The following is a 26,459-nucleotide window of genomic DNA, read 5'->3' on the forward strand; positions in this document are numbered from 1 at the left end:
TCCGATACAATAATGCTGTTGAACTATGAACTTTTATCCTAATCAAAGAAAACTAATGAGGTGTAAGTATGGCAAATTTAGTATACAGTCCAAAAGATATTTTACAAAAAGAATTTAAAACAAAAATGCGCGGTTATGATCCAGTTGAAGTTGATGAATTTTTAGATAACGTGATCAAAGATTATGAAGCGTACAACAAAGAGCTTTTAACATTGCAAGAAGAAAACAATCGCTTACTAGCTAAAATTGATCAAGCATCTAAAGTACAACAAGCGATGCCATCACGTAGCACACAAGAAATGCCGAAAAGTGCTGCTGTCACAAACTTTGATATTCTAAAACGTTTGTCTAATTTAGAGCGTGAAGTATTTGGCAAAAAATTAGATGACACTCCTGCTTCAAACCCGATTTCAGGGATGAGCCATTCTAATCCATATGAAAGTAATTTGCATCATAACTCATATGAACGTGAAATTGATAACTCTGAAACACGTCAATTTTAATTTTTCTTAATAACTTTTTGTAATTTTCGGGTGATCGCGGTTTGAATTTATTCAGGCTGAGGAAAGTCCATGCTCGCACAGACTGAGATGTCTGTAGTGTTCGTGCTTAGCGAAATCATAAGCTAAGGTACTTGATATAGTAAGATGGGTAAGTTTTCGAACAAGCTGATTTTGCTATTTAGAGTAACGGCAGGAAAAATGACTAAGGTTTCGGCTATGTCAAAGTACCCTTGAAAGTGCCACAGTGACGAAGCAATTTTGGAAACGGAATTGGTGGAACGCGGTAAACCCCTCGAGCGAGCAACCCAAACAATGGTAGGGGCGCTCTTCTAAAGGAAATGAACGAGTAGAAGAGGCAGAATTATTTCTGCAGATAGATGATGACCGTCGTATGTCTTTCCCTGAGAGGCATTCGATACAGAACATGGCTTACAGAAAATTACAATTATTCAGGATGACCTTCCAACTCTGTTGTGAAGGCTTTTTTTAAAGTAAGAAATCATTTCAGATAGATAATCAAGTCGTTCTTAAATAAGAACAAGGGGAGATACGATGACAAAAGAAAAAACATTCAAGCTTGTTGCAACAGCAGCGAGTGGTTTAGAAGCATTAGTAGGAAAAGAACTACGTGATTTAGGGATTCCTTGTGAAGTCGAAAATGGGAAAGCCTTATTTGAAGGGACAATGGAAACGATTGCTACAGCTAACTTGTGGTTACGCACGGCGGATCGAATCAAGATTATTGTTGGTGAATTCGATGCATTTAGTTTTGATGAGTTATTTGAAAAAGTCAAAGCCTTGCCTTGGGAAGATTATTTACCAATGGATGCTGAATTTCCAGTAGCTGGTAAATCAATCAAATCTAAACTATATAGTACACCTGACTGTCAATCGATTACTAAAAAAGCGATCGTCAATCGTTTAAGGGAAGTCTATCATCGTCCAGCAACTGTTCCTTTAGCAGAAACGGGCGCATTTTTCCAACTAGAGGTAGCTCTTTTGAAAGATCATGTGACAGTTACTATCGATACAACAGGTCCTAGTTTATTTAAACGAGGCTATCGGATTGAAAAGGGTGGAGCTCCTTTGAAAGAGAACATGGCTGCGGCTTTAGTGATGCTGACAAACTGGCGTAAAGACCGTCCATTCTTTGATCCTGTTTGTGGATCGGGCACGATTTGTATTGAAGCCGCTTTGATCGGTCATAACATCGCACCTGGGTTTAACCGTGAATTTGTATGCGAAACGTGGGATTGGTTTGATGCAGCAATTTTTGAAAAGGTTCGGAAAGAAGCAGATGAACAAGCGGATTATGACATCGAATTAGATATCATGGGGTCAGACATCAATGGAAAAATGATTGAAATTGCAAAAGCCAATGCTGAAGAAATTGGGTTAGGCGATTCTATTACTTTCAAACAACTAGCGCTACATGATTTTACAACTGAAAAAGAGTACGGCGTAATGGTTGCTAATCCGCCTTATGGTGAACGTTTAGGGGAAGAAGAATCTGTCCGGAAACTATATAAAGAAATGGGAGAAGTTTTTCGTCCGCTTAAAACGTGGAGCAAATATATTTTGACGAGTGATTTAACCTTTGAACAATATTACGGAGCAAGAGCCACTAAGAAGAGAAAGTTGTATAACGGTGCTTTACGGACTGATTTATTCCAATATTGGGGTGAAAGACCTCCAAGAAAACCAAGAGAAGAGTAGGTGAACAGGTATGAAAGAACAAGAATTTTTAAAAGAAATCAAAGAGATTCAATTATTAACGGAAGCAATCGGTTTATTAGAATGGGATAGCCAAACTGGAATGCCAGAAGCAAGTAGTGATTTCCGTGGAGAAACTGTTGGTTATATCTCTGGAATGGCCTTTGAGCGTAGTGTGGGACCAAAAGTCCAAGAAGCATTAGCGTATTTTGAGGATCATTCTGATGAATTATCAGAAGTCGGTTTAGCTGTGTATAAGAAAGTCAAAGAAGAATATGAACTGAACCATAGTATTCCCGCAGAACGGATGCAAGCGTATAACACCGCTTTGACTAACGCTCATGCAGCTTGGCTAAAAGCACGAAAAGCAAAAGATTTTGCTGAAATGAAAAATGAAATTCAAACAATCGTTGATTTCCTAAAGGAATTTATCCCTTATTGGAAAAAAGATGAGGCTACAAACTATGATGTCTTACTAAATCAATATGAGCCAGGTTTGACAGTTGAAAAATTAGATCAAATTTTTGCTCAAGTAAAAGCTGGAATCATGGAAATTAGAGCAACCGTTGCTGAAAAAGGAACTGTTCCACGTACTGATTTCTTATCTAGACGAGTGACGAAAGCGCAACAAAGAACATTTGTATCAGGTGTTGCAGAACAGTTGGGCTATGATTTTTCACGTGGACGCTTAGATGATACGGTACATCCGTTTATGTTAGCGTTAAATCGTAAAGATGCACGAATTACGACACGTTGGGATGAAACTGATTTTACAATGGCGACTTTTGGTGTGATTCATGAAGCTGGACATGGTATTTATGAACAAAGCATTGACTCGAAGTATGATTACACACCGCTAGCCACTGGCGCTTCTATGGGAATCCATGAGTCTCAATCGTTATTTAATGAGATTATTATTGGGAGCAATAAGCAATTTTGGCAAAAACAATTTCCATTTTTCAAAGAGTGCACAGAAGGTACCTTTGATGATATTGATTTCGAGACTTTCTACGATTCGTTGAAAGAGACGAAAGCGAGTTTGGTTCGAATCGAGGCAGATAGTCTAACATATCCTCTACATATTATTATTCGTTATGAAATTGAGAAGATGATTTTTAATGAGGATGTTTCTGTGGCTGATTTACCACAAATTTGGAATGATAAGTATGAGGAATACCTTGGGATTCGCCCAGAAAACGATTTAGAAGGTATTGTACAGGATGTTCATTGGTCAGGCGGTAGTTTTGGTTATTTCCCTTCCTATGCTTTAGGTTATATGTATGCAGCGCAACTTCGTCATGCTATGGGGCAGGAGATCGATGTAGATACTATTTTAGCTAGTAATGATTATTCAGTGATCAAGAACTGGTTAACAAAGCATATCCATCAATATGGTGCATCAAGAAAACCTAACCAACTGATAATGGATGCAACAGGTGAAGCACTTAATCCGCAATATTTGATCGACTATATGAAATCAATTTACTACGACGTCTATAAAATTACAGAATGATTCAAAGGAACAGAAATGAGGGAGCGGTTATGTTATCAATCAATGAATATCTAAAAGCCGGCGAAACGACTGTCTCCAACTTAGTGATTGAGAATTACCAAAAGATCGGCTTGACTGATGAAGAGTTTCTATTTTGGCTACAATTGTTTCATTCTCAAGCAAAAGGCGATTTATTTCCAGATCTAGCTGAGATCAGTCAAATCATGGGAAAGCCGCTCGATGTTATTTATAAGCTATTAAATCAGCTCGTTTCACGTGGTTTTTTAATTATTCAAACAAAGCAAAATGAGCAAGGGCAAATGATGGATACGTATGATTTGCTGCCAATTTTTGAGAAAATTTCATTGTTAAAACAAAAGCAAACGGTAAAGCAGCAAGAACGTTCCTCAGAAGAAACCATCAAAGAATTATATCAAGGGTTTGAAAAAGAATTTGGCCGCCAGTTATCGCCAATCGAACTTGAAATGATTGGTCAATGGCTAGAAACAGATCATTACCAACCTGAACTGATTCGATTAGCTCTAAGAGAGGCTGTATTGAATCAAGCTTATAGCTTAAAGTATATCGATCGTATTTTACTTGCTTGGGAACGTAAAAATATTACAACAAAAGAGCAAGTCGCTGAAGATCAAAAGCGTAGAAAACAGGCGCTGATTCAAAAAGAAATCGAGCAACAAGGCGCTGCAAATGAGCCAATACCGAAAGTCACTCTCCATAATTGGCTCAATCCTGAAGATAGTGAGTAGGAGGTAGGTAAATGCTGTCCAAAGAAAAAACAATGGAAGCCATTGAAATCATGTATGACATGTTCCCAGACGCAGCCTGCGAACTGACACATAAAAGTCCGTTTCAGCTATTGATTGCAGTTATTTTAAGTGCTCAAGCAACAGATGTATCTGTAAATAAGGCAACACCTGCGTTATTTGCAGCTTATCCAACACCTGCTGCGTTAGCGCAAGCTCCAGTAGAGGACATTATTCAAAAAATCAAAACGATTGGGTTATATCGTAATAAAGCGAAAAATATCAAGGCGTGTGCTGTTCAATTATTGGACCAGTTTGACGGGAAAGTGCCTGAAACTCGTGAAGAGCTTGTTACCTTGCCTGGTGTTGGGCGTAAGACGGCTAATGTGGTAATGGGGGATGCTTTTGGTGAACCTGCTATCGCAGTTGATACACATGTTGAGCGAGTATCAAAACGTTTACGTATCTGCAAATTAGACGCTAATGTCATGGAAGTTGAACAAACCTTGATGCGAAAAATACCGAAGGAACTATGGGTCAAAACCCATCATACGATGATTTTTTTCGGTCGCTATCATTGTCTGGCACGAAATCCAAAATGTGATATTTGCCCACTTCTTTATATGTGCCAAGAGGGTAAGACACGGATGAGTGCGAAATAAAAAAATAAAAGAGTGCCGTAAACATTGTTATGTGTTCACGGTACTCTTTTATTTTAGCCAATCCCAATTACAAAGTGTAACAGTTTATCTGAGTAGGTAAGCTCATCTAAATCCGTTTTGATTGTTTCATTGAGTAGCTTTAATTCATCTGTAACAATACCATCTACACCATAAAACATCATCCGAGTCATCGTATCTTCGTCATTGACCGTCCAAGCATAAACGCTCTTTCCATCATTATGAGCTGCATTAATGAAATTGCGATTTAGAGTGGTATATTCCATCGTAAAGAAATCAACATTTGAGATTGGTGGGCCTACAATATTGAAGGGAAGAATATAGCCCACGTAGAAATCTGGTTCTTGTTCCTTCAGTTCTGTTGCAGTATTAAAGGTCAACGTATGCAGGATATGTTTTTCTGATAAAATAGTTTTGCGATATTTTTGCGTAAAGCGTTTGACTAAATCGGAACTATCTTGCGGTGTTGTTTTGATTTCGATCAATAGTTTTTGGTTTAATTCTTTTGCTTTTTCAAGATAATCATCAAAGGAGCAAACAGCTGCTTCCATCCCATTTTCTTTTGCCGTTAGTTTGGTCAATTCGGCCAAGGTTAATTGATTGGGTCTTTTGTCGACGCCTGTTAGTTTTTTTAAGTTGAAATCATGCATGACAACAAACTGTTTATCTTTGGTTTCTTGGATATCCATCTCTACATAGGTTGGTTTTTCTAAGCTCGTTTTTTCAAGGGCCGGCAAGGTATTTTGAACACCATTGGCAGCATCCACACCACGATGTGAGATTGTCAATGGCTCAGTGACTGAAGGATTACTCAAGTAATTCGTATTGTACGTTCCAACACCGATTCCAAATAAAGCCGCTGTGAAAGCAAATAGGCCAATTTTAAAAAACGACCATTCTTTTCTTACTTGTTTTGGTTGATCGAAAAACCATTGCGGTAATTCTGGCAGAAACCCCTCATCATCCATATAATCGATCGTGATATAAAATATTCCCACAGTCGTAAAGATAATATTAAGGAGTAAAATAATTTGTAAAAGAGTCATCGCAACAACAGCGCTAACTAAAGCGTAACTTGGCAAAGCAGTTTCGATGATGGCTTGCACAGTTAGGATCAGTGTATAACTAAGTACAAATACAATAATAATACTGCCGCCAATCACAATAAATTGACCTAAAATCCTAAAGAAATGATTTTTCGTTGAGCGCCAACTTTCTCTGACCGATTGCCGAAACGGAACATCACGTAAAATCATTTCTGGTAGTGCAAAAATCAATCGGATCGAAAGATAAAAGAAGATCAAGTAGCCTAATGCAACCAACGCAATGATCGTGACGCGGTTAGCAAAGATGAAGTCCATAATAAAGGCTGGGATTTTTATTTTTGCTAATAAATCTGAATTAAAGCCTAAGCCACTTAGTGGTAGAACCAAGAAAAAATAAAATAGGAAAAATAAAAGGGTGCTAAATCGAATCTTTTTAAGTTGAAGCAATGTTCCTTTAAGTAAATTGGTTAAAGAAATCGGTTGTTTTTTCTTGATGAAGAAAATACTTAAAAGTAAAAACGTAAATTCAAAAAAGACTGCTACTACGATCATCAATAAGACGAGCAGCAATGCGACGAGAACCCCAGGATGTTTTGAAAAAATAATTGGAATCGTATCATAAGATAGATAGTCAATTTTTCCCTGCTTTAAAATAAATCGGGTCGAACTGGCCAAAAGAGGGAGCAGTATAAAAATCATAAAGCCATGCATCAATAAAACATCGCGGAAATATGCGGATGTACCAGCAAAAAAGTCTAGCATATTTTTAAAACTATTTTTTAAATATTTCATTCTTTATCCACCCTTACAAAATAAAAGAGGATAGGATACAAATGCATCCGATCCTACTAGTATCTATTATATATTTTAATGCTCTAAAAGCCTAGTAAACCGTTTAAGAATGTACCGCCATAAATCAATGCCAAGCTGTATAAGAAAATTGAAACAGGTTTTGCTAAAATAATGATCAAAGTGAATTTCTTCAATGACATTTTCGTTAAACCAGCCATTAAACAAAGGGCATCATCTGGTGCGATAGGGAGGAAAATCGCTAGTGCGAAAAGTCTTTCAAAGCGTTTTTCGTTATCTAACCAACCGATATATTTATTATAGGTTTTATCACTGACTAAACTTAAAATGAAAGGTTTGCCGTATTGCCGTCCCAATAAGAAAATAATCACAGAACCAATTGCGATTCCAACATAATTATAGATGAATCCAGCAAATGGACCGAAAATCAGGACACCTGCAGCACAGCTAATGCCGCCTGGTATGATTGGAATCACTACTTGAATGATCTGAATCAACATGAACAAGATCGGACCTAAGATCACAGAGTTACCAACTAATCCTCTCAATGCGTCGACGTCTTTAAAAACACCTAATCGTATAAAGTAAATCGTTACAGCAATCGTTGCAATAATCCCTACGATTGAAATGCAATTAATAATTTTTCTTGAAAGCGCGATGCTCATGTCTATCATCTCCTTAAAGTAACTACCTCTAGTATAAAAGTCTTCTTATCATTTTACCATTGTTATTTATTATTTTTGACGAACAAAGTTGTAAGAAACAACTTGATATAAACATTATACAAAGAAACAATAGCTAAAAACATCCTACTTTAGCCCTAAAAGATAAAATAACTGAGCGTTTTCTATTTACAAGCAAGAATGAGAGGACTATAATCAATTTAAGAGTTATGGTATGCCTAAAAATTAAATTACATAAACCTGATGTTTTATAGATGGAAGAAGGATAATTATGGTAGAAGAGAACAAAGAGAAAGAACATTTATTGGATTATGCAAATGGTCCAAGCTTGGAAGAAATCAATAATACAGTTGAGGTACCGAAAAATGCCAGCTTTTGGCGGACGTTATTAGCTTATAGTGGACCTGGAGCCTTAGTTGCCGTTGGTTACATGGATCCCGGCAATTGGATCACCTCGATTGCAGGTGGTGCAGAATATAAGTACGCACTATTAAGTGTCATTTTGTTATCAAGCTTGATTGCTATGCTGCTTCAAGGGATGGCGGCTAAATTAGGAATTGTAACAGGGCGAGATTTGGCTCAAGCAACAAGAGAACATACTAGTAAAAAAACTGGTTTCGTTTTGTGGATCATTACAGAACTTGCGATTATGGCCACAGATATTGCCGAAGTAATTGGTGGAGCAGTTGCCTTACAATTATTGTTTGGGTTTCCACTATTGATTGGGGTTTTGATTACAACTTTTGATGTGTTATTATTACTCCTTTTAACAAAAATGGGCTTTAGAAAAATTGAAGCGATCGTTGCTTGTTTGATTGCTGTTATCTTTTTTGTATTTGCTTATGAAGTAGCACTTGCTGATCCCAATATTGGTGAGGTAATGCGAGGATTTATTCCGGATACAAGAATTGCGACTGACAAATCGATGTTGTTTTTAGCGTTAGGAATTGTGGGGGCGACTGTAATGCCTCATAACTTATATTTGCATTCCTCAATTGCTCAAGCTAGAAAATTCGATCGCAATGATGATAAAGAAAAAGCAAAAGCCATTCGGTTTACGATTTGGGATTCAAATATTCAATTGACGATCGCATTTATTGTAAACTGTTTATTGCTGATTTTAGGTGGAGCATTATTTTATGGAACAAATAGTGATTTAGGGAAATTTGTCGATTTATTTGATGCATTGAAGAATCCAGATATCGTTGGAAACATCGCCAGTCCTGTATTAAGTATTTTATTTGCGATTGCGTTGCTTGCTTCTGGTCAAAATTCTACAATTACAGGAACACTTTCCGGACAAATCGTGATGGAAGGTTTTATCCATTTAAGAATGCCTCTATGGATGCGTCGCGTTGTGACTCGTTTGATTGCAATCGTGCCGGTTATCGTCTGTGTAATTATTTATGGTGGTAGCGAGTCAGCAGTGGAAGACTTATTGTTATACACACAAGTATTTTTAAGTATTGCCTTACCAGTATCAATCATTCCCTTGACCTTGTACACTAGTGATAAAAAGATCATGGGCAGGTTTGCCAATCCAACCTGGGTCAAAGTGTTGGCCTGGATCATTGCAATCGTGTTGACTGCTTTGAATTTGTTCTTGATTTACGGAACATTAACTGGTGTGAATGCTTAAAAAAATAAAAAGAAAGTAATTCATCTGTGAATTGCTTTCTTTTTGCGTAAGATATAATAGAAGTTGATAGAATTCAAGCTATAGAAATGGTAAAATGAAAAAGACAAAAATTTTGAAATGAGGGCTTTAAGTGACTGAATATTTAAATGTTGGGAAAATCGTCAATACCCAAGGCTTAAAAGGGGAAGTTCGTGTGATTTCTCAAACAGATTTTCCGGAATTACGTTATAAAAAAGGAACAGTCTTGACGTTATTTCAAGAGAAAAAAGCGCCGATCGAACTAACGATCCAATCCCATCGGAAACATAAAAATTTTGACATCGTGACGTTTGAAAATCATTTTTCTATCAACGATGTTGAAAAATATCGTGATGGTATTTTGAAAGTATCAAAAGAAAAATTAACGGATTTACCAGAAAATGAATTTTACTATCATCAAATCATTGGGTTGACTGTTGTTGATGAGCAAGATAAAGAATTGGGCAAGATCAAAGAAATCCTTTCACCAGGGGCAAACGATGTTTGGGTCGTTCAGCGACCAAAGAAAAAAGATGCCTTGATTCCTTATATTGAATCAGTTGTTAAGTCGATCGATTTAGAGAATAATGTGGTTCACGTAGAAATTCCAGAAGGTTTGATCGACGATGAAGATTGATGTGTTAACGTTATTTCCTAGAATGTTCGAAGGACCATTAGGAGAATCGATCATCGGAAAAGCTGTAGAGAAAAATCTATTGGAAATCAATATCTCAAATTTTAGGGATCATGCAGACAATAAACACCAGTCCGTAGATGATTATCCTTATGGTGGCGGAGCAGGTATGTTGTTAAAGGTTCAGCCAATTTATGATAACTTGCGCAGAATTGAAGAAGCCGCACCAGAAACAAAAAAGAGAGTCATTTTGCTTGATCCAGCTGGTAAGCAGTTTGACCAAAAAATGGCGGAAGAATTTTCGCAAGAAGAGCATTTGGTGTTTATCTGCGGTCATTATGAAGGATACGATGAACGGATTCGTTCACTTGTGACAGATGAAGTTTCGTTAGGGGACTATGTTTTAACTGGTGGAGAATTAGGTGCAATGGTGATGATTGACGCGACGGTACGCTTACTGCCAGATGTTTTAGGCAATAAATTGTCTGCTCAAACGGATTCTCATTCAACAGGCTTACTAGAGCATCCACAGTATACCCGTCCTGCTGAATTTAATGGAATGAGTGTACCAGCAGTTTTAACGAATGGTAACCATAAATTAATCGATGAATGGCAACAAAAAGAATCATTGAGAAGAACCTTAGAGCGTCGCCCAGATATGCTTGGAAAAGTAGTATTAACTGAGCAACAAGAAAAGTGGTTGGAAGAGCTACGTAACGAAAAAAAGGAAGGTAACTAAGTTTATCTTTTAAAAAGGAGGAACATGGATGGTGATATCTGCTAAAGTAATTAATCAAACAAATTGGGATCGGAAAGAACATTTTGATTTTTTCTCGAGTGATGAGGGCTCACCTCTGTATGATATTACGACACAAATTGATGTGACTCATTTTTATCATTACGTGAAAGAGAACCAGTTGTCTTTTTATTATGCCTTGATTTATGCTACAACTAAAGTAATGAATGGTATTGAAAATTTTCGTTACAAGATACGTGGAGCAGATGTAGTTCTAATCGAGCGTTTGATTCCCAGCTTTACTGACTTAAAAACAGATAGTGAGTTATTTCATATTGTGACGCTTGATTTAGAAGGAGATCTGAAACAATTTTCTGATGAGGCGAAGCGGGTAAGTTATGCTCAAAAAACTTATTTTCCCAATACAGAATACCAATCAGATACAATGATTCAATTTTCTTGCTTACCTTGGTTTTCCTTTACTAATTTAGGGAATGAGCTGAGTTTAGATCGAAACGATGGGATTCCCAAAGTAACATGGGGAAAATTTGTAAAGCAAAATAGTCGGATTTTATTGCCTTATTCAGTTCAAGTGAATCATCGTCTTGTTGATGGCCTTCATTTAGGCAAGCTAATCAATCAGCTGCAAACCTATTTAGACAGCTTAGGGAACCAACCTACTATTTAATAGATGGCAAGAAAAATCCCTTTACAGCCTACAAGAGCTGTGTTAAACTATTTTAGTGAGTGCAAAGCGCTCAACTATTACGATATTCCGCTGTGGCAGTAGCCATAAGAATGTTTGGAATGAGGAGAAAAAAGAATGAATCCATTAATTCAAGAATTAACACAAGAACAATTACGTACGGATATTCCTGCGTTTCGTCCTGGAGACACTGTTCGCGTTCATGCGAAAGTAGTCGAAGGAACTCGCGAACGTATCCAATTATTTGAAGGAGTTGTTATCGGACGCCGCGGCGCTGGTATCAGTGAAACTTATACAGTACGTAAAATTTCTAACGGTGTTGGTGTGGAACGTACATTCCCATTACACACACCACGTGTTGCTCAAATCGAAGTAGTTCGTTATGGTAAAGTTCGTCGTGCGAAACTTTATTACTTACGTGCATTACATGGTAAAGCAGCTCGTATTAAAGAAATTAGACGCTAAGAGAAAATGAGATTGTAACGAATTGTCTAACGTGTGAAACCCCTTGATATCAAGGGGTTTTTTGTTGTCTTAAATGTTCTGAAATGAAAAAAATAATCTGAGATTGTTCTCAATTTTTTCGTTTTGACTACTTAGGACGTCAAAAAATCCTGTTTTCTGCCTAAACTGTTGACTACAAAAGTGATTCGTAAAATACCAGTTATTCAACCGAATTTTGCAAATAGAAGAATTTGTTTGCTAAAACGCTGAATATTACCAATGCACCCTTCACATTGCAAAAATGGATACATTTTACTGGTTTAATAAAAAGTTAGGAGTGGAAATATTGAAAACTAATGATAAGAGGATTGTTTGGAAGGAAAAAAACGATCTAGAATTGATGTCAATTATTAGTCGTATTCTTGATAAGGAAAATATTTTTACAAGTAGACAATACCAAGAGTATAAGAAAAAGCATTCTCAAGCAGTTCCAAGTCTCTGGTTCATTCGGGAGCGATTTAGTTCTTGGGAGGGACTGCTTCATAAATTAGGCAAGCCAACCTACAACAAGGAACAATGGTATCGGTATTCTGATGAGGAATTAAAGCTTCTTGTTACAATTTTTATTTCTGAAAAAAAGATAAAATCCCAACATCAATATGAAAAACTTAGTGGGAGAAATAACATGCCTAGTCTCTATACTTTACGAATGAGATTTGGAAAGAGAGTTAGAGCCTTTTTTAAGAATAAGGAATCTCAAGTAATACAAGAAACAAACTTTGAATTATTAACGAAGCTAAAATCAGAAATCATTCGATTAAATTTAGAATCTGATTTGTCTATGACCAAATTTAATGAGCTGTATGATGGCAATGAGTTGCCTTCTGTTTATACAATTATGCGTAAAACCAACAAAACATGGGAGCAGTTGATGGCTGAAATTGGATATGATTATCGAGAGATTAAAATGGGGAAAATCAAGAAAAATTTAAAAAATAATCACTAGTGACAGTATAACTGAACGTTTATTGAAACAAGTAAAATATTATTTAGATAAAAAAGTTTATTCTTGCTATGGAGTTAGCTCTATGGTTTAGTATAGGTGACAGAAACAAGGAGGGACTTATGATGAATATCAAGAAAGCTGCAGAAATGTTTGATTTAAGCATTGATACGCTACGTTATTATGAACGAGTAGGAGTCATACCGCCTGTTCATCGGAATACAAGCGGTTATCGTGACTATACAACAAATGATTTGAATTGGATTTACTTAGCCAAAAGTTTACGACATGCTGGGTTATCTGTTGAATCTTTAATTGAATTTGCCCAACTGGCCCAATTACGAGAAACAGAGAATGTAGAAGAAGCTCAGAAGCAAATTTTATCAGATCAGTTAGAAGAGTTAGATAAAAAGATTGCCGAATTACATGAAGTTAGAGAACTATTGGTTTATAAAATCGAAACGTATGATGAGCATATTGCAAAATTTAAAGCAGGCGAAATGGGACCTGATAAGGTTGAAAAATTATGGGAACGAAAAAAATAGAAGTTTCTACTTGCTATGGAGTTCACTTTAGGGTTTAAGATAGATCATGTAAAGAAAATTAGAGGAGGAAATTGAGATGAAAACAGTTAAATTAAACAATGGTGTAGAAATGCCGCAACTTGGATTCGGAGTGTATCAAATCCCATTAAATGAAACAGCGGAGGCTGTTTACCAAGCAATCAAGGCAGGATATCGTTTGATTGATACGGCGTCTATTTATGGAAATGAAAAAGAGACAGGGGAAGGCATCAAACGTGCAATTGATGAAAAACTTGTGACGCGTGAAGAACTGTTTGTTACGTCAAAACTTTTTATTTTGCAAGCCCCGGAAGCTAAAGCTACTGAAACCATTGAGCAATCACTTACAACTATGGGATTGGATTATCTAGATCTTTATCTGATTCATCAACCTTACGGAGATATTTATGGCGCATGGAGAGCCATGTGTGCAGCTCAAAAAGCAGGAAAACTACGAGCGATTGGTATCTCAAACTTCAAATCAGCCAAAATGATTGAATTTGTAGGATTGAATGAAGTGAAACCGCAGATCAATCAAATTGAAGTGAATCCTTGGAATCAACGAATCGAAGACCAAGAATGGCATGAGAAGTATGATGTACAAGTAGAAGCTTGGGCACCGTTTGCAGAGGGACGACATGATTTGTTTACAAATCCAGTTTTGGCTGAAATTGGGGCACAGTATGGTAAAACGGTTGGTCAAGTGGTACTTCGTTGGTTAATGCAACGTGGAATTATCGCTTTAGCAAAATCTGTTCGTCCAGAACGAATGGCTGAAAATATTGATATCTTTGATTTTGAATTATCGAAAGAAGATATTAAAAAAATCGCAAGTTTAGATATGAAAGAATCGGCATTTTTCGATCATGATGCACCGCAACAAGTAGAATGGTTTATGAATCGAATGAAAGAGACAGAGAAATAATGAAAAAGATATTGGTCTTAATTTCGTCATTACTATTTGTATTATCTGGTTGTTTTCAAGCGGATAATACAAAAGAAAGTAGTACAAAGGTTAATCCCAATGATAAAGCTGTCATTCTTTATTTTTCTAAACCAGAAATGAATGGTTCTGATACAGTAGCTGGAGCAAGTCGCGTCGTCACAGAAAATGAGGAAATCTTAGGGAATGTTGAACAACTTGCGACTTGGATTGCTGAAGACACAAAGTATCCACTAGCTAAAATTGAAACCACAGAAAATTATCCAGATGATCATGAGGTCTTGGTAGACCAAGCAACAACAGAGCGTTCAAGTGATTTTAGACCTGAATTAAAGCCGCTTAATGTTGATTTGACTGAATATGACACGATTTATATCGGTTATCCAATTTGGTGGTCAGATCTACCAATGGCCATGTATAGCTTTTTTGAGAAAAATGATTTAGCTGGTAAAACAATTATTCCATTCTCAAGCCATGGAGGAAGTGGCTTAGCTGGAACTGTTGAAACGGTGGAAAAATTAAGTAAAGATGCCTCAGTTGAGACTAGTAATGTCTTAAGTATCTCGCGCGATGATATACCCAACTCAAGAAAAGAAGTAGAAAATTGGCTGAAATCATTTTAACTGAGGAATTAAAAATTAAACTTAGAGAAGGGGAAAAATAATGGTTAACGTTCTTATTATTGGTGCAGGTGGTCAAATTCCAGAAGTGTTGATTCCACTTTTACAAGAACAAGCGAATCTGAAATTAACATTGTTTGGAAGAAATGCAACACATTTACCTTATACAGACATAGCCAAAATTTCTGGTGATGCTAGTAATTTGTCAGATTTGATAAATGCCATGCAAAATCAAGACATTGTTTATATGAATTTTGACAATAAATCAGTTACTGAAATGGTGATTAGAGCAATGAGTCAAACAGGCGTTAAACGTATTATTCAGGCTGGTGTTCTAAGTGTTTACGGAGAAGTTTCGGAACCTTTTGCCACTTGGAATAGTCGAATGATGGGAGGTACTGTCGCTCATAACCGAGGCATTGAAGCACTAGAGATAAGTGATTTAGATTATACCTATATGCGGATGACTTGGTTATATAATGGCAAGGGAAGTGACTATGTGGCAAGCCCTAAAGGAGAACCATTTTTAGGTGTTCAAATTAGTAGACGTGCGATTGCTCAATTTGTTCTGGACAATATTACAGGAAAACGCAATGACATAAAAGCGAGTATCGGTTTATGGGAACCAGGTTCAGAAAATAAGCCTAAACCTGATTTCTATTAAATTTGATGAAAATGTCCTTATCCTTATTCAAAGGGAATCGTTTAATGCAGTAAAAACAAGTATAAATTCTTTCATCTATGAAGCGTATTAATCGATGCTACTCATAATAAAAGATAAATTAGGGGTGAGGCACAGCTTATTTTCTAGCTGTGTTAAAGCCCTTTTCTACATTAAACGGTGTTTCGAAAGGAGAGACACAGAATGAAAAAGAAAGCTATTATCTTGCCAGTAACAGTAATAGGACTAGTTGTGATTATTGCTATTGCTCTATCAAACGCACTGAGCAATGAGACTAATGAAAGGGAAGTGTCTATCATGGGAAATCCTAAAACGTTAATTGTGTATTATTCACGAACTGGAAATACAAAGGTGGTTGCAGAGCTTATTCAAGAAAAGCTCGGCGGGGACTTATTTCAAATTGAAACCCAAGAAAAAAGACCTTCAAATTATAGAAAAGAAGTCGAACAAAATGAAGAGGAACAAGAGGGCAATGTGTTGCCTGAATTAAAATCAAAAATTTCTAATTTCAATCAATATGATCGGATTTTTATAGGAGCACCAACTTGGAATATGGCATTACCACAAGCAATTCTCACGTTTATGGATAGCTATGAGTTTGCGGGGAAAACAGTGATCCCCTTTAATACAAATGGAGGGTATGGAACAGGCTCAACATTCAATCAGATAAAATTTGGTGTTCAAGGAGCGGAAGTTCTTGATGGATATTCTGTGAAAGGTGGAGAAGAAACCAACGGAACCTTACTTGCAATTGAAGGAGAAAGAAAAGTAGAGGTATCAAGAGAAATAGACACCTGGTTAGAAAAGATTGGACAATTAAATAACTAGAAGGAAGTTAAAGAATTTGAATAAACAGAAATTTGGGTTTATATTACCCATAACCTTATTATCTTATTTTCTGATATTAATGGATAACTCAATTATTTTTACAAGTTCAGTTCAGATAGGACAAAGTTTAGGACTCTCTGCTACAGCTCTTTCGTGGGTGTCGAGTGCCTATACGCTCACGTTTGGAGGCTTTTTACTTTTAAGTGGACGTCTCTCTGATTTGTTAGGGAGAAAACGTATTTTTTTAGTTGGATTGCTTATTTTTGGCATCAGCTCACTACTAATAGGGTTATCCCAAACAGCAAATATGATGATTGCCATGCGTGCTGTCCAAGGCATCGGCAGTTCTATTATCGCACCTACGACACTGGCATTGATTATGGATGCTTATAAAGGTGACATGCGACAAAAAGCTATTTCATATTACGGTGCAACCGCTGGAATTGGATCAAGTGTGGGGCTATTAGTCGGTGGTGGATTGACTAGTTTGATTTCATGGCGTGCAGGTTTTTTGATTAATGTGCCATTAACCGTTATATTGATTTTCTTAACGCTAAAATTTGTAAAGAACTCGGAAATCAAGAAAGAGAAAATTGATTATTTTGGAAGTTTCCTTTCAATTATAGGATTAGTAGGAATTATCTACGGTTTTACTGAGGGAAAGTGGCTTATTATTAGCGTAGGCATTATTATTTTAGGGTCGTTTATTTTTTGGGAACGGAACATTCCTTCCCCTATTTTACCATTGTCTCTTTTTAAAAATAGAGTCCGTTCTGGTGCATATGTTGCTCGTCTATTATTTATGATGGCTATGTTACCATTTTGGTTCTTTTTACCTCAAATGATGCAAAGTCAATATGGATTTTCAGCATTACAATCTGGCATGGCATTTTTACCGCTAACCATTGTTAATTTTATTGTAGCGATGCAATTGCCAAGGTTAACTTCTAAATTTGGCAATGGCAAGATTTTACTTACTGGAGAGGTAACATTAGCGCTTGGTTTGATTCTTCTCGCAGTTTCGAACTTAAATAATGGTTATTGGGGTGCGATCTTTGTCCCGATGTTGATACTTGGAGTGGGACAAGGGTTGATTTTAGCACCAGTGACATCGGCAGGAGTCTATGAAGCGCCGACTGAACTCTCCGGTATAGCGAGTGGCGTGACGAATACGATGCATCAGATTGGAGGACCAATTGGTTTATCACTGATTGTTTCTGTTACAAGTGAGTTTCATACTGAAATCTGGATGATGACAGTCTTCACACTTATTTCAATTTTAGTTGTGATATTTTTTGTTAGCTCCAATAAGTAAGCTAATTTATATTTTTAGTAAATTAGTTAAAACGCAGTGACAAGATTCTTTGTAGGGAAAACAGAGGGAATCATGTCCTTTAATAAAGATTAAAAATTAGATATGATATAATTTTTAACCAATTTTTTTAAATTTAATAAGGTCGCGAAAAAAGTCAGATTTTGAACTAAAAAATCTGGCTCTTTTTTTATGGAAAAAAGGAGGAAACATTTTGAAAAAAGTAAATAAACTAATCAATCGATTATTATTGTTCGTATTAATCACACTACCCCTTATTACTTCTGCATCATCCGTATACGCTGCGGAAGGGTCATTTTATAAGATTGGGGATTGGGTGTCTACATGGCACTCTAAATTACTCAATGGGACACATTGGACAGAGCAAGGCTCGAATATGATGACAGTGGATGGGAATCCAGCATTTTGTATTGAGCATGGTATTCCTGTGACGGAGCCAGGAGCAGGCTTTGAACCTAGCGAATTGAGTATACCAGAAAAGGATCGTTTAGCCCTGATTGCTTATTATGGGTATCAAACCAATCCTAATGCACTATCGTATACCATTACACAGCATATTATTTGGGAAACACTAGGAAATGAATTGTTAACAACCCAGGTTCCAAACTATCAAGCAGAAAAGCAACGAATATTGAATCAGGTGAATGCTCACAATATTAAGCCAAGTTTTGATAATCAAACGATTGAACTAAATGTTGGTGAGTCTATTACCCTAAATGATTCAAATGGTGTGCTAAACAAATATAAGGTATTAGCCAGTAATTCAGCAAATTTAAACGTTGAAAAATCAGGAAATACACTAAAGCTAATGGCTAAAGCAGCTTCTAAAGAAACAGGGACATTACAGTATGATATTGCCAATAAAAACGATGTAGGAACAACTTTTGTTTATCATAAGAAAGGGCAACAAAGATTAGCTAAATTTAAACTAAATTCAGCGGGAAGCTTTGGTTTGACTATTAAAGTGAATTTAAACGGACATGTCAAACTTAAGAAAGTAGATGAAACGACAGGAAAAGCATTGGCAAATACAAAGATAAAATTTGAATATGCTGGACAAACGAAAGAGGTCACTACAAAGGAGAATGGTTTAGCTGAATTGAGGGATATTAAAGCAGGAACTAAGGTTAAAATAACAGAAATACAAGCTGCTGATGGCTTTGTCAATAAAGGTCTGTCTCAAGAAATCGTGATTGAACCGAATAAGACAATTGAAATTACATGGAATAACCAACCTCAAATGGGGCTATTGAAGCTAACGAAGCTTGGCAAACAACCAGTGGAGTTAACCTCATTAAATTCTGAATATGGCTTTATTCAGCAATTAGAGTACGATCAAGCACCGTTAGCGAACGTTGTCTTTGATTTAAAAGCAGCGGAAGATATTTTGGTGGGTGGCACAAAACGATATGTTAAGGGAGAGGTTGTTGCGACTGTAACGACCAATAATGATGGTGTTGTTGAGAATATGCCCCAGCTCTTTTTAGGGAAATATGTTGCAGTGGAAAAAAGTGTGCCTGCTGGATTTATTATCAATCATTGAAGGAACAAAAAGAGAGTACGTATGAGAAAAGACATGAATCTGTAAAAACTCTTTCTAGATGGATTGGCGATAAGAAAATGATCAGCCTTAGTTCAGATTTTTTAGAAGAACTATTCTTCACTTTAAAAGAGAAGGGCATAGACGGTTTATCGAAAGGTTATTCTAAAAACTCATTAGAAAGTTTTCGTCAAACCTTAAATATGATATTCAATTATTGTCTAAAGAATAATGTATTAAGTGACAATCCCTTGGAATCTGTTAGACGTCCAAAGTATCAACAAACGGTTCAGCAATTAAAGGATTCATTAGAGAGATTGGATCAAAAGTATTTGACGTTTGATGAGCTAAGATCATTGCTTAATTACAGTATTGTTCATGAAGAGCTACCACTTTCAACTTTGTATCATGTTTTGTTTTATACAGGCTGTCGCGTAAGTGAAGCTTTAGCCTTACAACCAGAAGATATTGATTTTAACAATAATGAGATTCTTTTTTACAAGCAGACAACGGTAAAAGGAAAGCAAGTTAATTTTAAAATTGATACGACTAAAAGTGTAAGTTCAGCACGACGAGTGGTTGTAACGCCATTAGTGATGGAAAAGTTAAAAGCTTTAATGGAAATGCTAGATGATGTTCGGAAGCAGTTTAAATTTAAAGTGGAAGAAAAGTATTTATTTGTTTATCTAGAGCCACACAAGCGAGGCATTCCATTTAGACGAGAGTATGTCAATCATCATATCAAACGATGTGTTGAGCAATGTGGAATAAAGAAACCGTTCCACACCCACTTGGCTCGCCATACAATGGCAAGTTTAGTCGCTGGTCATTGTGATTGGGAAGTATTGAAGGCTCGTTTAGGTCATACCGATAAAACAACCTCTGAAATTTATCGGCATTTAACATCAGAAGAAAGATTAAAACCACTAGAAGCTTTTCAAATCTTGGAAAGCTGACTACACGTTTTGGATAATTCCACAGTGAAAAGCTTGGAATCATTACTTACTTTTTAATGGCTGTAGTCAGAGTGGTAGTCAATTTAATAAAAAATTCAATGATATCAATAGATACAGTACTTTTGGCACGAAGTAAAGAAATTCGTCGTTAAAAACTTGTTATTCACTAACAGTGAGCCCCTTGATGATCAAGGGGTTTTTTGTTACCTTGAATTAGCTGAAATCATCAAGAAATCTAATAAAGAAGGTAAAAAGACTTAGCATCATTGCAATGGCTCCAGTCATTAACACAATGCTAAGTAGTTGTTGTTTTGATTCTAGTGATAAATTAGTGCAGAAATAGATGTTTAAGGAGAACAAGATGAAAATAGAACGCATGTTAACGATTATTGTGATGTTACTTAATAGAAATCGTGTAACCGCCAATGAATTGGCTGAGAAATTTGAAGTATCCATCCGGACTATTTACCGGGATATTGAAACAATCAACTTAGCTGGCATTCCTATCATTTCCCATTCTGGAAACAATGGTGGATTCAGCATTTACGAGAGTTATAAATTAAATCATCAAGTAATACCTCTTAATAACCTGTCTTCCCTTCTTTCTACTCTTAAGGATGTCAATGCCACAATTGATGATATTGAGTTAGAGTCATCCATAGAAAAACTAGAAAACATCGTTCCTAAAAACAAAGCTAATCACCTAAAGCTACATATGGAACAAATTATTGTTGATTTACATCCTTATGGAGACACCCCAAATCAAAAAGCATTAGTTAAAACACTAAGGAAAGCTATAACTCTGACTAATTTGTTAACCATTGACTACAGAAATTATGACAATATCGTCAGTAGAAGACAAATTGAGCCGATGTCGCTCATATTTAAAAATTATACTTGGTATTTATTTGCCTATTGTCGGTTGAAAGAAGACTTCAGAACATTTAGAGTTTCTCGGATAAGCGATGCTCACATTGAATATCAATCCTTTGAACGTCGAGAAAAATCCTATCACGAAATTACGGCATCATTAAAAGAACAAACAACAATGACGACAATTGTCTTGAAAATTTCCCCTATAATGAAATCACGTGTGGAGGATGTTTTTAATAAAGAAGATATTACGGTGTTAGAAACAGGTGAATTTCTTATTGAAGCGAGGTTCCCTGAAAAAGAATGGTTGTTCTCTCTCATATTTAGTTTTGGAGAACATATAGAAGTCTTAGCGCCAAAAGAATTGCGTCAAACAATTGCGTCCAAGCTCAAATTGATGACTGAAAAATATTGTTAAGTGTGTTTCTGATTTCAAAGTTGACAGACTGTTGTCAAACCTCCGTGCTAATATTGTTTTTGTAAGACAGTTTTAGTGTAATTACTTAGCTACGCGGACTAGTCTCTAGGAAAAAAGATAAAATCTGCCTGTGACAAAAAGCGTCACAAACCTATTTTCCTATTTTTCTACGAGACTTGACGAGCCCGCTGCGCTTTTATTATTATCTAGCTGCATGGGCTAGCTTCTCGGAAAAAAGATAAAAATGGAGTGAGACAAAAAGCGTCTCAATCAATTTTTCCTATTTTTCAGTCGAAGCTAAACGAGCCCATTCCGCTTTTAAATTTAGGAGGATATTAAATGACAAACAATAATGAATTTCCAACACCAACACTTATCTCAGTTAACGATGTGGAACTAGAGGTTTTTGAAGCAGGGCAAAAAAATGAGGGACGACCTATCGTTCTTTGTCATGGATGGCCAGAGCATGCCTATTCTTGGCGACATCAAGTGGCGCCTCTTGTAGAGGCAGGTTATCACGTTATTATTCCGAATCAACGAGGTTACGGAGCATCTTCTTGTCCAAATGAAGTCACAAAATACGATATTGAACATCTAACGGGCGATCTTGTTGCCCTTTTGGATCACTATCAATATAAAGATGCCATTTTTATAGGGCATGATTGGGGTGCAAGTGTTGTTTGGAGCATGGCTTTGTTGCATCCAGAACGTGTGAGTAAAATAATTAACTTATGCTTGCCTTACCAAATTCGTGGCGAGAAACCTTGGATTGATTTTATGGAAGAATTTTTTGGCGATGATTACTATTTCGTTCACTTTAATAAGCAACCAGGTGTTGCAGATACTATATTAGACGACAATACAGCACAATTTCTGAAGAACTTATATCGTAAGAATACGCCAGCACAAGCTTCAGGAGCAGGCATGGAAATGATTAATCTAGCTGAAGCGACTGAGTCATTAGGTGAGCCTGTTATGAGCGAAAAAGATCTTGCTGTTTATATCGCAGGTTTCAATAAGACAGGGTTCACTCCAAGTATCAATTGGTACAGAAATCTAAATCGTAATTGGGATTTATTAGGTGAAGTATCTCCAATCATTCATCAGCCAACATTAATGGTATATGGTGAGAAAGATAGTATTCCGCCACTTCCAAATATAAAAGATTTTGTACCGAATATAGACGTTAAAAGTTTGGACACTGGACATTGGATTCAAGAAGAAAGACCTGAAGAGCTCAATCAAATGATGTTAGAATGGCTAGAAAAATGAATGAAGACCTATTTTTTAGGAATCAAATAGAATTTATTGATTGGTTAACAATCAATCATCAAACTGTTAGTGAAATTTGGGTAGTCTTTTTTAAGAAAAAAACGAATAAAGTAAGTCTTACTTGGCCCGAGTCAGTGGATTGTGCACTATCATTTGGTTGGGTTGATGGGCTGCGTAAAACAGTTGATGAAAATCGCTATAAAATTCGCTTTACACCACGTAAGCCGAATAGTGTCTGGAGTAAGGTTAATGTAAAAAAGGTGCATAAACTGATTGCGCTCAATCAAATGAGACCTGAGGGATTAGTTGTTTTCAATCAAAGAAAGGACCAAACAGGTTATTCTCTAGTCCATAGGAATGTTTCTCTAATGAAAGAATACGAGGATGAAATCAGAAAAAATCCAACTTCTTGGGAATTTTTTAATCAGCTTTCACCTTCTTATAAAAGAGATTCTATATGGTGGGTGATGAGTGCTAAAAAAGAAGAAACTAGGCGAAGAAGATTGAATCGATTAATTGTTTCATGGGAAGAAGGTAAAAGGTTACGGCCCTAGATTACAGTAGTGCAGCAGAGAGAGTTGTAATGAATGAGAAAATATCGATTTGATAGACCTAAAAATAGGCAATAGTCTCGTGATACTCTACAAAATAGAAGACTGAAAATCCTTTTTGCGATTTTCGGTCTTCTATTTTATATACCCAAGCTCACTTAAAACTAACCACAACAATTGATAGAGGTTGATTAACACCTAATGCTTTTTAATTATATCCATGGTATAACGTTGCCGAAAATTTTTTAATAAAATATAAACATCAACTACTGTATCAGACGAGTGGCACAGCAGTTGAGTAATAAACCGACTAAAAGGAGATTAAAATGAAAACGATCTACATTTTATTAACGCGCTCTAAAACCTATATCTCAAGATTAATTCAACTAGCAACATCAGATGACTATACTCATGTTTCGATTGCATTTGATGAAATGTTATCACAATTCTATAGTTTTGGACGTAAGCAGCCACATTTTCCTTTACCCGCAGGACTTATTCAAGAAAGTTTGACCAACTGCTTTTTTGATTATCATAAAGACACACCATGCGCTCTCTATGAGCTAAAAGTGTCAAAAGTAGTCTATCAACAAGCTAAGCAAGAAGTGCAACGCATGGTAACTGAAAAGCAACAGTATCGTTATAGCATTATTGGATTAATCTGTTGTAAGTTTGCAATTCCATATCAACGAGAAAAGTATTACTTTTGTTCTCAATTTGTAGCTGAAATTTTAGAAAAAAGTCAGGCACTTGAGTTACCAAAGCCAGCAGAGTTGATCAGACCAGCAGATTATATGGAGTTAGTTACAGGAGATTGCTTGTTCACTGGGAAAGTGGGCGAGCTTGCTGCTAGTGTTAGTACCTTGTAGATTCATATTAACGATTGAAAAACTAATGGACAGAGTGAATCCGTACCTGTTCAAAGCAATGAATAAAATTACGTGTACCACTTTCAAAATTATTTGTGATTTTCAACTATGGCTTTCTTCAAAATGTAGAGCGGCTCCAACAAGATTTGCATCGTTTTTGAAACGGCAAATTTTTATATTAGGCAAAGACAAGGGTTGATTGAAGGTTTTATAAAGACTTTTGTAAAGGTTGAGTTTACTCGTTTGATTTGTAGCTAATGCATCTATCTGTTTGTTCAACATTGGTAAAAGATCAGGGTTATTACTGATTCCACCGCCAATACCGATAATTTCAGGTTTGAAAGCTTCGTTTAAAAATAACAAGATCTCAGCAAGAGCGGTATACATTCGCTCAATTTCTTGGATAGCAATGGCATTCCCTTGTTTAGCTAATTCAAAAACATCTTTTCCTTCAATAGTTTGAGGTAACTTAAAACTTTTTAAGGAAACTGTTCGGCCAATATGAACAGGCGAAACTTTTGCGTTATTGATAGTTTTAATTGTATCAGCGATGAATTTTTCAAAATTGTTAATTTTGTCAGTAGTATTTTTAATAATCTTACCGTCTTCAACAACAGAGAGCCCGATACCAGAGCCAATAATGGTAAATAATGCGTGTTGATGCTCTTTTCCAATTCCTAGTGTCATTTCTGCGAGGGCTGCACTGTTTGCATCATTTTGCAACGAGACGGGTAAGTGCAAAGTTTGCGAAAATTCATTTTGAAATTCACCCAGATGTAAAAAGGGAACATAACTTAAGCCACGCACAAACCCAGATAGTTCATCGGGCTCTCCAGGGCAGCTGACAGCGATTCCTTTGATTGAAAACTCTGGATAGGCACTGTCACATAGTTCTTGAACAGAACTATAGAAATTTTTGCGAGTCAAAGGTGTTGGGAAGCTAGCTTGATGATGCAATTGTTCGTTGTACCAAATACCATGTTTGACAGCGGAGCCGCCTATATCTAGAGCTAAAATAGCCTGATTATGTTGAATCATTAGATGAAATCCTTTCTAATAGCTGTTTTTCAGTTTATTTGTTATTAAATCAACTGTTTATCTGCCATTTTAGTGCTTTTCTTATAGAAATACAAGTTATGGGTGAAATGTTATCAACTGAGATCAATTCTTAATAGTGATTGCTTCAAGTTTAATCAACACTTTTGGATGAAATAAGCCACTAATTGCGACTATTGTGTCAGTTGGAAATGGGGATAAAAGATATTTTTACCGGAAGTCTACAATTTCAAAACAGTATCAAAAGAAGCGTTGCCAGCTTTTAAAACAGGATTAAGAATTTAAACTTTTTTCATATTTAGCATCTGCTTTTTTGTATACATTTTTACAAAGAAATGTCGAAAATTCTAAGTGTTTTAGCTAGTTCTAATTGGTGACAGACTATTTCTTTGCTATAATTATCATATCGTTGGAATTTCTACAAAAGTAATGAATGAGCAACCACGCAATTAAATAAAAGTGGTTTGATCGTACGAATTGTTTTTCCAGAAGAAGTTCCTGTAAAAGTCGAATATTCTTTAACTGATTATGGAAAACAATTCATCTCATTATTCCATCAACTGTGTGAACTTGGAAAAGCACATGCTAAAAAGCGTGATTTAGCGATTAAAAAGACAAATTATTCTTAATCTGTACTTAATTGTAAGCACAATAAACAGGACTTACTAGGTGGCGTGGAAGGAGAGTCAAATATGAATATAAAAAAGTTAGTGAATTAAGTGGTGTGTCCGCGGACACAATCAGATATTATGAACGAATTGGTTTGATTCCACCGGTGAAACGTACGGCTAATGGGATTCGGGATTTTGATGAAGAAGATCTACGCTGGATTGTTTTTAGTCGGCAGATGAGGAATGCTGGTTTGTCTATTGAATCTATGGTGAACTATATAAACCTATTCCAAGTAGGAGACGAAACAGTTCCAGTACGTAAAGAAATTATTGCAGCGCAAATTAAAATGTTAAAAGAAAAGGCTTCTGAATTAGATACAGCGATCGATAGATTGGAGTTTAAGTTAGCCAATTATGATGAGCACATGATTCCAGCAGAAAATTCTTTACGTGCTTTTAATCTGAATAAATGA

The 26,459-nt window shown here is 36.2% G+C and carries 24 protein-coding genes, 1 other RNA gene and 4 pseudogenes; 26 read left to right on the top strand and 3 right to left on the bottom strand.

Annotated features, from left to right (window positions below; genetic code table 11):
- Positions 1-68: 68 nt before the first annotated feature.
- From gpsB to nth, 6 genes are all read left to right on the top strand, one after another.
- Positions 69-503, top strand: a complete 435-nt coding sequence (gpsB, locus tag ATZ35_RS12360; RefSeq protein WP_208927503.1) for a cell division regulator GpsB — start codon at positions 69-71, stop codon at positions 501-503.
- Positions 504-525: 22 nt separating this feature from the next.
- An RNA gene (rnpB, locus tag ATZ35_RS12365) (RNase P RNA component class B) lies at positions 526-940 on the top strand.
- 115 nt (positions 941-1,055) lie between these two features.
- Positions 1,056-2,219 (top strand): THUMP domain-containing class I SAM-dependent RNA methyltransferase, encoded by a 1,164-nt coding sequence (locus ATZ35_RS12370; protein ID WP_086281881.1) that lies wholly within the window; start codon positions 1,056-1,058, stop codon positions 2,217-2,219.
- 10 nt (positions 2,220-2,229) lie between these two features.
- A complete protein-coding gene (locus tag ATZ35_RS12375) occupies positions 2,230-3,729 on the top strand; it encodes a carboxypeptidase M32 (protein WP_208927504.1) in 1,500 nt (499 codons plus the stop codon).
- Between the two features lie 29 nt (positions 3,730-3,758).
- Entirely contained in the window at positions 3,759-4,475 is a 717-nt protein-coding gene (locus ATZ35_RS12380) for a DnaD domain protein (protein ID WP_208927505.1), read from the top strand.
- A gap of 11 nt (positions 4,476-4,486) precedes the next feature.
- Positions 4,487-5,134: an endonuclease III gene (nth, locus tag ATZ35_RS12385; RefSeq protein ID WP_208927506.1), complete on the top strand. Its 648-nt coding sequence runs from the start codon at positions 4,487-4,489 to the stop codon at positions 5,132-5,134.
- 53 nt (positions 5,135-5,187) lie between these two features.
- On the opposite strand, the gene ATZ35_RS12390 is transcribed toward nth, so the two are convergent.
- Both ATZ35_RS12390 and ATZ35_RS12395 read right to left on the bottom strand, forming a co-directional pair.
- Entirely contained in the window at positions 5,188-6,990 is a 1,803-nt protein-coding gene (locus tag ATZ35_RS12390; RefSeq protein ID WP_208927507.1) for a glycerophosphoryl diester phosphodiesterase membrane domain-containing protein, read from the bottom strand.
- An 83-nt stretch (positions 6,991-7,073) separates the two neighbouring features.
- Positions 7,074-7,463, bottom strand: a pseudogene (locus ATZ35_RS12395) (TVP38/TMEM64 family protein); the annotation flags it as partial.
- A gap of 499 nt (positions 7,464-7,962) precedes the next feature.
- Between ATZ35_RS12395 and ATZ35_RS12400 the strand changes: the two are divergent.
- From ATZ35_RS12400 to ATZ35_RS12485, 18 genes and pseudogenes are all read left to right on the top strand, one after another.
- Positions 7,963-9,330, top strand: a complete 1,368-nt coding sequence (locus tag ATZ35_RS12400; RefSeq protein ID WP_208927509.1) for an Nramp family divalent metal transporter — start codon at positions 7,963-7,965, stop codon at positions 9,328-9,330.
- A 130-nt stretch (positions 9,331-9,460) separates the two neighbouring features.
- Positions 9,461-9,985 carry a ribosome maturation factor RimM gene (rimM, locus tag ATZ35_RS12405; protein ID WP_208927510.1) on the top strand — a complete coding sequence of 175 codons (525 nt, stop codon included), beginning with the start codon at positions 9,461-9,463 and terminating at the stop codon, positions 9,983-9,985.
- Positions 9,975-10,721 (top strand): tRNA (guanosine(37)-N1)-methyltransferase TrmD, encoded by a 747-nt coding sequence (trmD, locus tag ATZ35_RS12410; protein ID WP_208927511.1) that lies wholly within the window; start codon positions 9,975-9,977, stop codon positions 10,719-10,721. Before rimM ends, trmD begins: the two co-directional genes overlap by 11 nt.
- 28 nt (positions 10,722-10,749) lie before the next feature.
- A complete protein-coding gene (locus ATZ35_RS12415) occupies positions 10,750-11,406 on the top strand; it encodes a chloramphenicol acetyltransferase (RefSeq protein ID WP_208927512.1) in 657 nt (218 codons plus the stop codon).
- Between the two features lie 135 nt (positions 11,407-11,541).
- Complete coding sequence (gene rplS, locus ATZ35_RS12420) at positions 11,542-11,889, top strand: 50S ribosomal protein L19 (protein WP_010761540.1); 348 nt, start codon at positions 11,542-11,544, stop codon at positions 11,887-11,889.
- A 325-nt stretch (positions 11,890-12,214) separates the two neighbouring features.
- Positions 12,215-12,874 (top strand): hypothetical protein, encoded by a 660-nt coding sequence (locus tag ATZ35_RS12425; protein ID WP_244148163.1) that lies wholly within the window; start codon positions 12,215-12,217, stop codon positions 12,872-12,874.
- A gap of 122 nt (positions 12,875-12,996) precedes the next feature.
- A complete protein-coding gene (locus ATZ35_RS12430; RefSeq protein WP_208930485.1) occupies positions 12,997-13,416 on the top strand; it encodes a MerR family transcriptional regulator in 420 nt (139 codons plus the stop codon).
- A gap of 76 nt (positions 13,417-13,492) precedes the next feature.
- Positions 13,493-14,359, top strand: a complete 867-nt coding sequence (locus ATZ35_RS12435; protein WP_208927513.1) for an aldo/keto reductase — start codon at positions 13,493-13,495, stop codon at positions 14,357-14,359.
- The gene (locus ATZ35_RS12440) at positions 14,359-15,000 is read left to right on the top strand and encodes a flavodoxin (RefSeq protein WP_208927514.1); all 642 of its coding nucleotides are present in this window, start codon (positions 14,359-14,361) and stop codon (positions 14,998-15,000) included. The genes ATZ35_RS12435 and ATZ35_RS12440 overlap by 1 nt, the downstream gene beginning before the upstream one ends.
- 40 nt (positions 15,001-15,040) lie before the next feature.
- Entirely contained in the window at positions 15,041-15,661 is a 621-nt protein-coding gene (locus ATZ35_RS12445; RefSeq protein WP_242551054.1) for an NAD(P)H-binding protein, read from the top strand.
- Positions 15,662-15,862: 201 nt separating this feature from the next.
- Positions 15,863-16,507: a flavodoxin gene (locus ATZ35_RS12450; protein WP_341843826.1), complete on the top strand. Its 645-nt coding sequence runs from the start codon at positions 15,863-15,865 to the stop codon at positions 16,505-16,507.
- 16 nt (positions 16,508-16,523) lie between these two features.
- Complete coding sequence (locus ATZ35_RS12455; RefSeq protein ID WP_208927515.1) at positions 16,524-17,822, top strand: MFS transporter; 1,299 nt, start codon at positions 16,524-16,526, stop codon at positions 17,820-17,822.
- 397 nt (positions 17,823-18,219) lie between these two features.
- The gene (locus ATZ35_RS12460; protein ID WP_244148245.1) at positions 18,220-19,383 is read left to right on the top strand and encodes a SpaA isopeptide-forming pilin-related protein; all 1,164 of its coding nucleotides are present in this window, start codon (positions 18,220-18,222) and stop codon (positions 19,381-19,383) included.
- Positions 19,368-20,336 (top strand): annotated as a pseudogene (locus ATZ35_RS12465) (tyrosine-type recombinase/integrase); the annotation flags it as partial. The gene ATZ35_RS12460 and the pseudogene ATZ35_RS12465, both read left to right, overlap by 16 nt.
- Before the next feature lie 361 nt (positions 20,337-20,697).
- Complete coding sequence (locus tag ATZ35_RS12470) at positions 20,698-21,627, top strand: helix-turn-helix transcriptional regulator (RefSeq protein ID WP_208927517.1); 930 nt, start codon at positions 20,698-20,700, stop codon at positions 21,625-21,627.
- 339 nt (positions 21,628-21,966) lie between these two features.
- Positions 21,967-22,899 carry an alpha/beta fold hydrolase gene (locus tag ATZ35_RS12475; RefSeq protein ID WP_208927518.1) on the top strand — a complete coding sequence of 311 codons (933 nt, stop codon included), beginning with the start codon at positions 21,967-21,969 and terminating at the stop codon, positions 22,897-22,899.
- Positions 22,884-23,453 carry a YdeI/OmpD-associated family protein gene (locus tag ATZ35_RS12480; RefSeq protein WP_244148164.1) on the top strand — a complete coding sequence of 190 codons (570 nt, stop codon included), beginning with the start codon at positions 22,884-22,886 and terminating at the stop codon, positions 23,451-23,453. Before ATZ35_RS12475 ends, ATZ35_RS12480 begins: the two co-directional genes overlap by 16 nt.
- 323 nt (positions 23,454-23,776) lie before the next feature.
- Positions 23,777-24,319: a hypothetical protein gene (locus ATZ35_RS12485; protein ID WP_208927519.1), complete on the top strand. Its 543-nt coding sequence runs from the start codon at positions 23,777-23,779 to the stop codon at positions 24,317-24,319.
- 102 nt (positions 24,320-24,421) lie between these two features.
- On the opposite strand, the gene ATZ35_RS12490 is transcribed toward ATZ35_RS12485, so the two are convergent.
- On the bottom strand, positions 24,422-25,357 hold the full coding sequence (locus ATZ35_RS12490; protein WP_208927520.1) for an ROK family protein: 936 nt from the start codon (positions 25,355-25,357) through the stop codon (positions 24,422-24,424).
- Positions 25,358-25,833: 476 nt separating this feature from the next.
- Here ATZ35_RS12490 and ATZ35_RS16950 point away from each other — a divergent pair.
- Positions 25,834-26,004 (top strand): annotated as a pseudogene (locus ATZ35_RS16950) (winged helix-turn-helix transcriptional regulator); the annotation flags it as partial.
- A 71-nt stretch (positions 26,005-26,075) separates the two neighbouring features.
- Positions 26,076-26,459, top strand: a pseudogene (locus ATZ35_RS12500) (MerR family transcriptional regulator); the annotation flags it as partial.

This window comes from Enterococcus rotai, assembly GCF_001465345.1.
GTDB classification, from domain to species: Bacteria; Bacillota; Bacilli; order Lactobacillales; family Enterococcaceae; genus Enterococcus_L; species Enterococcus_L rotai.

Excerpts from the sequence above, each read along its gene's own strand:
- gpsB (WP_208927503.1), top strand. The coding sequence starts at position 69 with ATGGCAAATTTAGTATACAGTCCAAAAGATATTTTACAAAAAGAATTT.
- ATZ35_RS12370 (WP_086281881.1), top strand. The coding sequence starts at position 1,056 with ATGACAAAAGAAAAAACATTCAAGCTTGTTGCAACAGCAGCGAGTGGT.
- ATZ35_RS12375 (WP_208927504.1), top strand. The coding sequence starts at position 2,230 with ATGAAAGAACAAGAATTTTTAAAAGAAATCAAAGAGATTCAATTATTA.
- ATZ35_RS12380 (WP_208927505.1), top strand. The coding sequence starts at position 3,759 with ATGTTATCAATCAATGAATATCTAAAAGCCGGCGAAACGACTGTCTCC.
- nth (WP_208927506.1), top strand. The coding sequence starts at position 4,487 with ATGCTGTCCAAAGAAAAAACAATGGAAGCCATTGAAATCATGTATGAC.
- ATZ35_RS12390 (WP_208927507.1), bottom strand. The coding sequence starts at position 6,990 with ATGAAATATTTAAAAAATAGTTTTAAAAATATGCTAGACTTTTTTGCT.
- ATZ35_RS12400 (WP_208927509.1), top strand. The coding sequence starts at position 7,963 with ATGGTAGAAGAGAACAAAGAGAAAGAACATTTATTGGATTATGCAAAT.
- trmD (WP_208927511.1), top strand. The coding sequence starts at position 9,975 with ATGAAGATTGATGTGTTAACGTTATTTCCTAGAATGTTCGAAGGACCA.
- ATZ35_RS12415 (WP_208927512.1), top strand. The coding sequence starts at position 10,750 with ATGGTGATATCTGCTAAAGTAATTAATCAAACAAATTGGGATCGGAAA.
- rplS (WP_010761540.1), top strand. The coding sequence starts at position 11,542 with ATGAATCCATTAATTCAAGAATTAACACAAGAACAATTACGTACGGAT.
- ATZ35_RS12430 (WP_208930485.1), top strand. The coding sequence starts at position 12,997 with ATGAATATCAAGAAAGCTGCAGAAATGTTTGATTTAAGCATTGATACG.
- ATZ35_RS12435 (WP_208927513.1), top strand. The coding sequence starts at position 13,493 with ATGAAAACAGTTAAATTAAACAATGGTGTAGAAATGCCGCAACTTGGA.
- ATZ35_RS12440 (WP_208927514.1), top strand. The coding sequence starts at position 14,359 with ATGAAAAAGATATTGGTCTTAATTTCGTCATTACTATTTGTATTATCT.
- ATZ35_RS12445 (WP_242551054.1), top strand. The coding sequence starts at position 15,041 with ATGGTTAACGTTCTTATTATTGGTGCAGGTGGTCAAATTCCAGAAGTG.
- ATZ35_RS12450 (WP_341843826.1), top strand. The coding sequence starts at position 15,863 with ATGAAAAAGAAAGCTATTATCTTGCCAGTAACAGTAATAGGACTAGTT.
- ATZ35_RS12460 (WP_244148245.1), top strand. The coding sequence starts at position 18,220 with ATGACAGTGGATGGGAATCCAGCATTTTGTATTGAGCATGGTATTCCT.
- ATZ35_RS12470 (WP_208927517.1), top strand. The coding sequence starts at position 20,698 with ATGAAAATAGAACGCATGTTAACGATTATTGTGATGTTACTTAATAGA.
- ATZ35_RS12475 (WP_208927518.1), top strand. The coding sequence starts at position 21,967 with ATGACAAACAATAATGAATTTCCAACACCAACACTTATCTCAGTTAAC.
- ATZ35_RS12480 (WP_244148164.1), top strand. The coding sequence starts at position 22,884 with ATGGCTAGAAAAATGAATGAAGACCTATTTTTTAGGAATCAAATAGAA.
- ATZ35_RS12485 (WP_208927519.1), top strand. The coding sequence starts at position 23,777 with ATGAAAACGATCTACATTTTATTAACGCGCTCTAAAACCTATATCTCA.
- ATZ35_RS12490 (WP_208927520.1), bottom strand. The coding sequence starts at position 25,357 with ATGATTCAACATAATCAGGCTATTTTAGCTCTAGATATAGGCGGCTCC.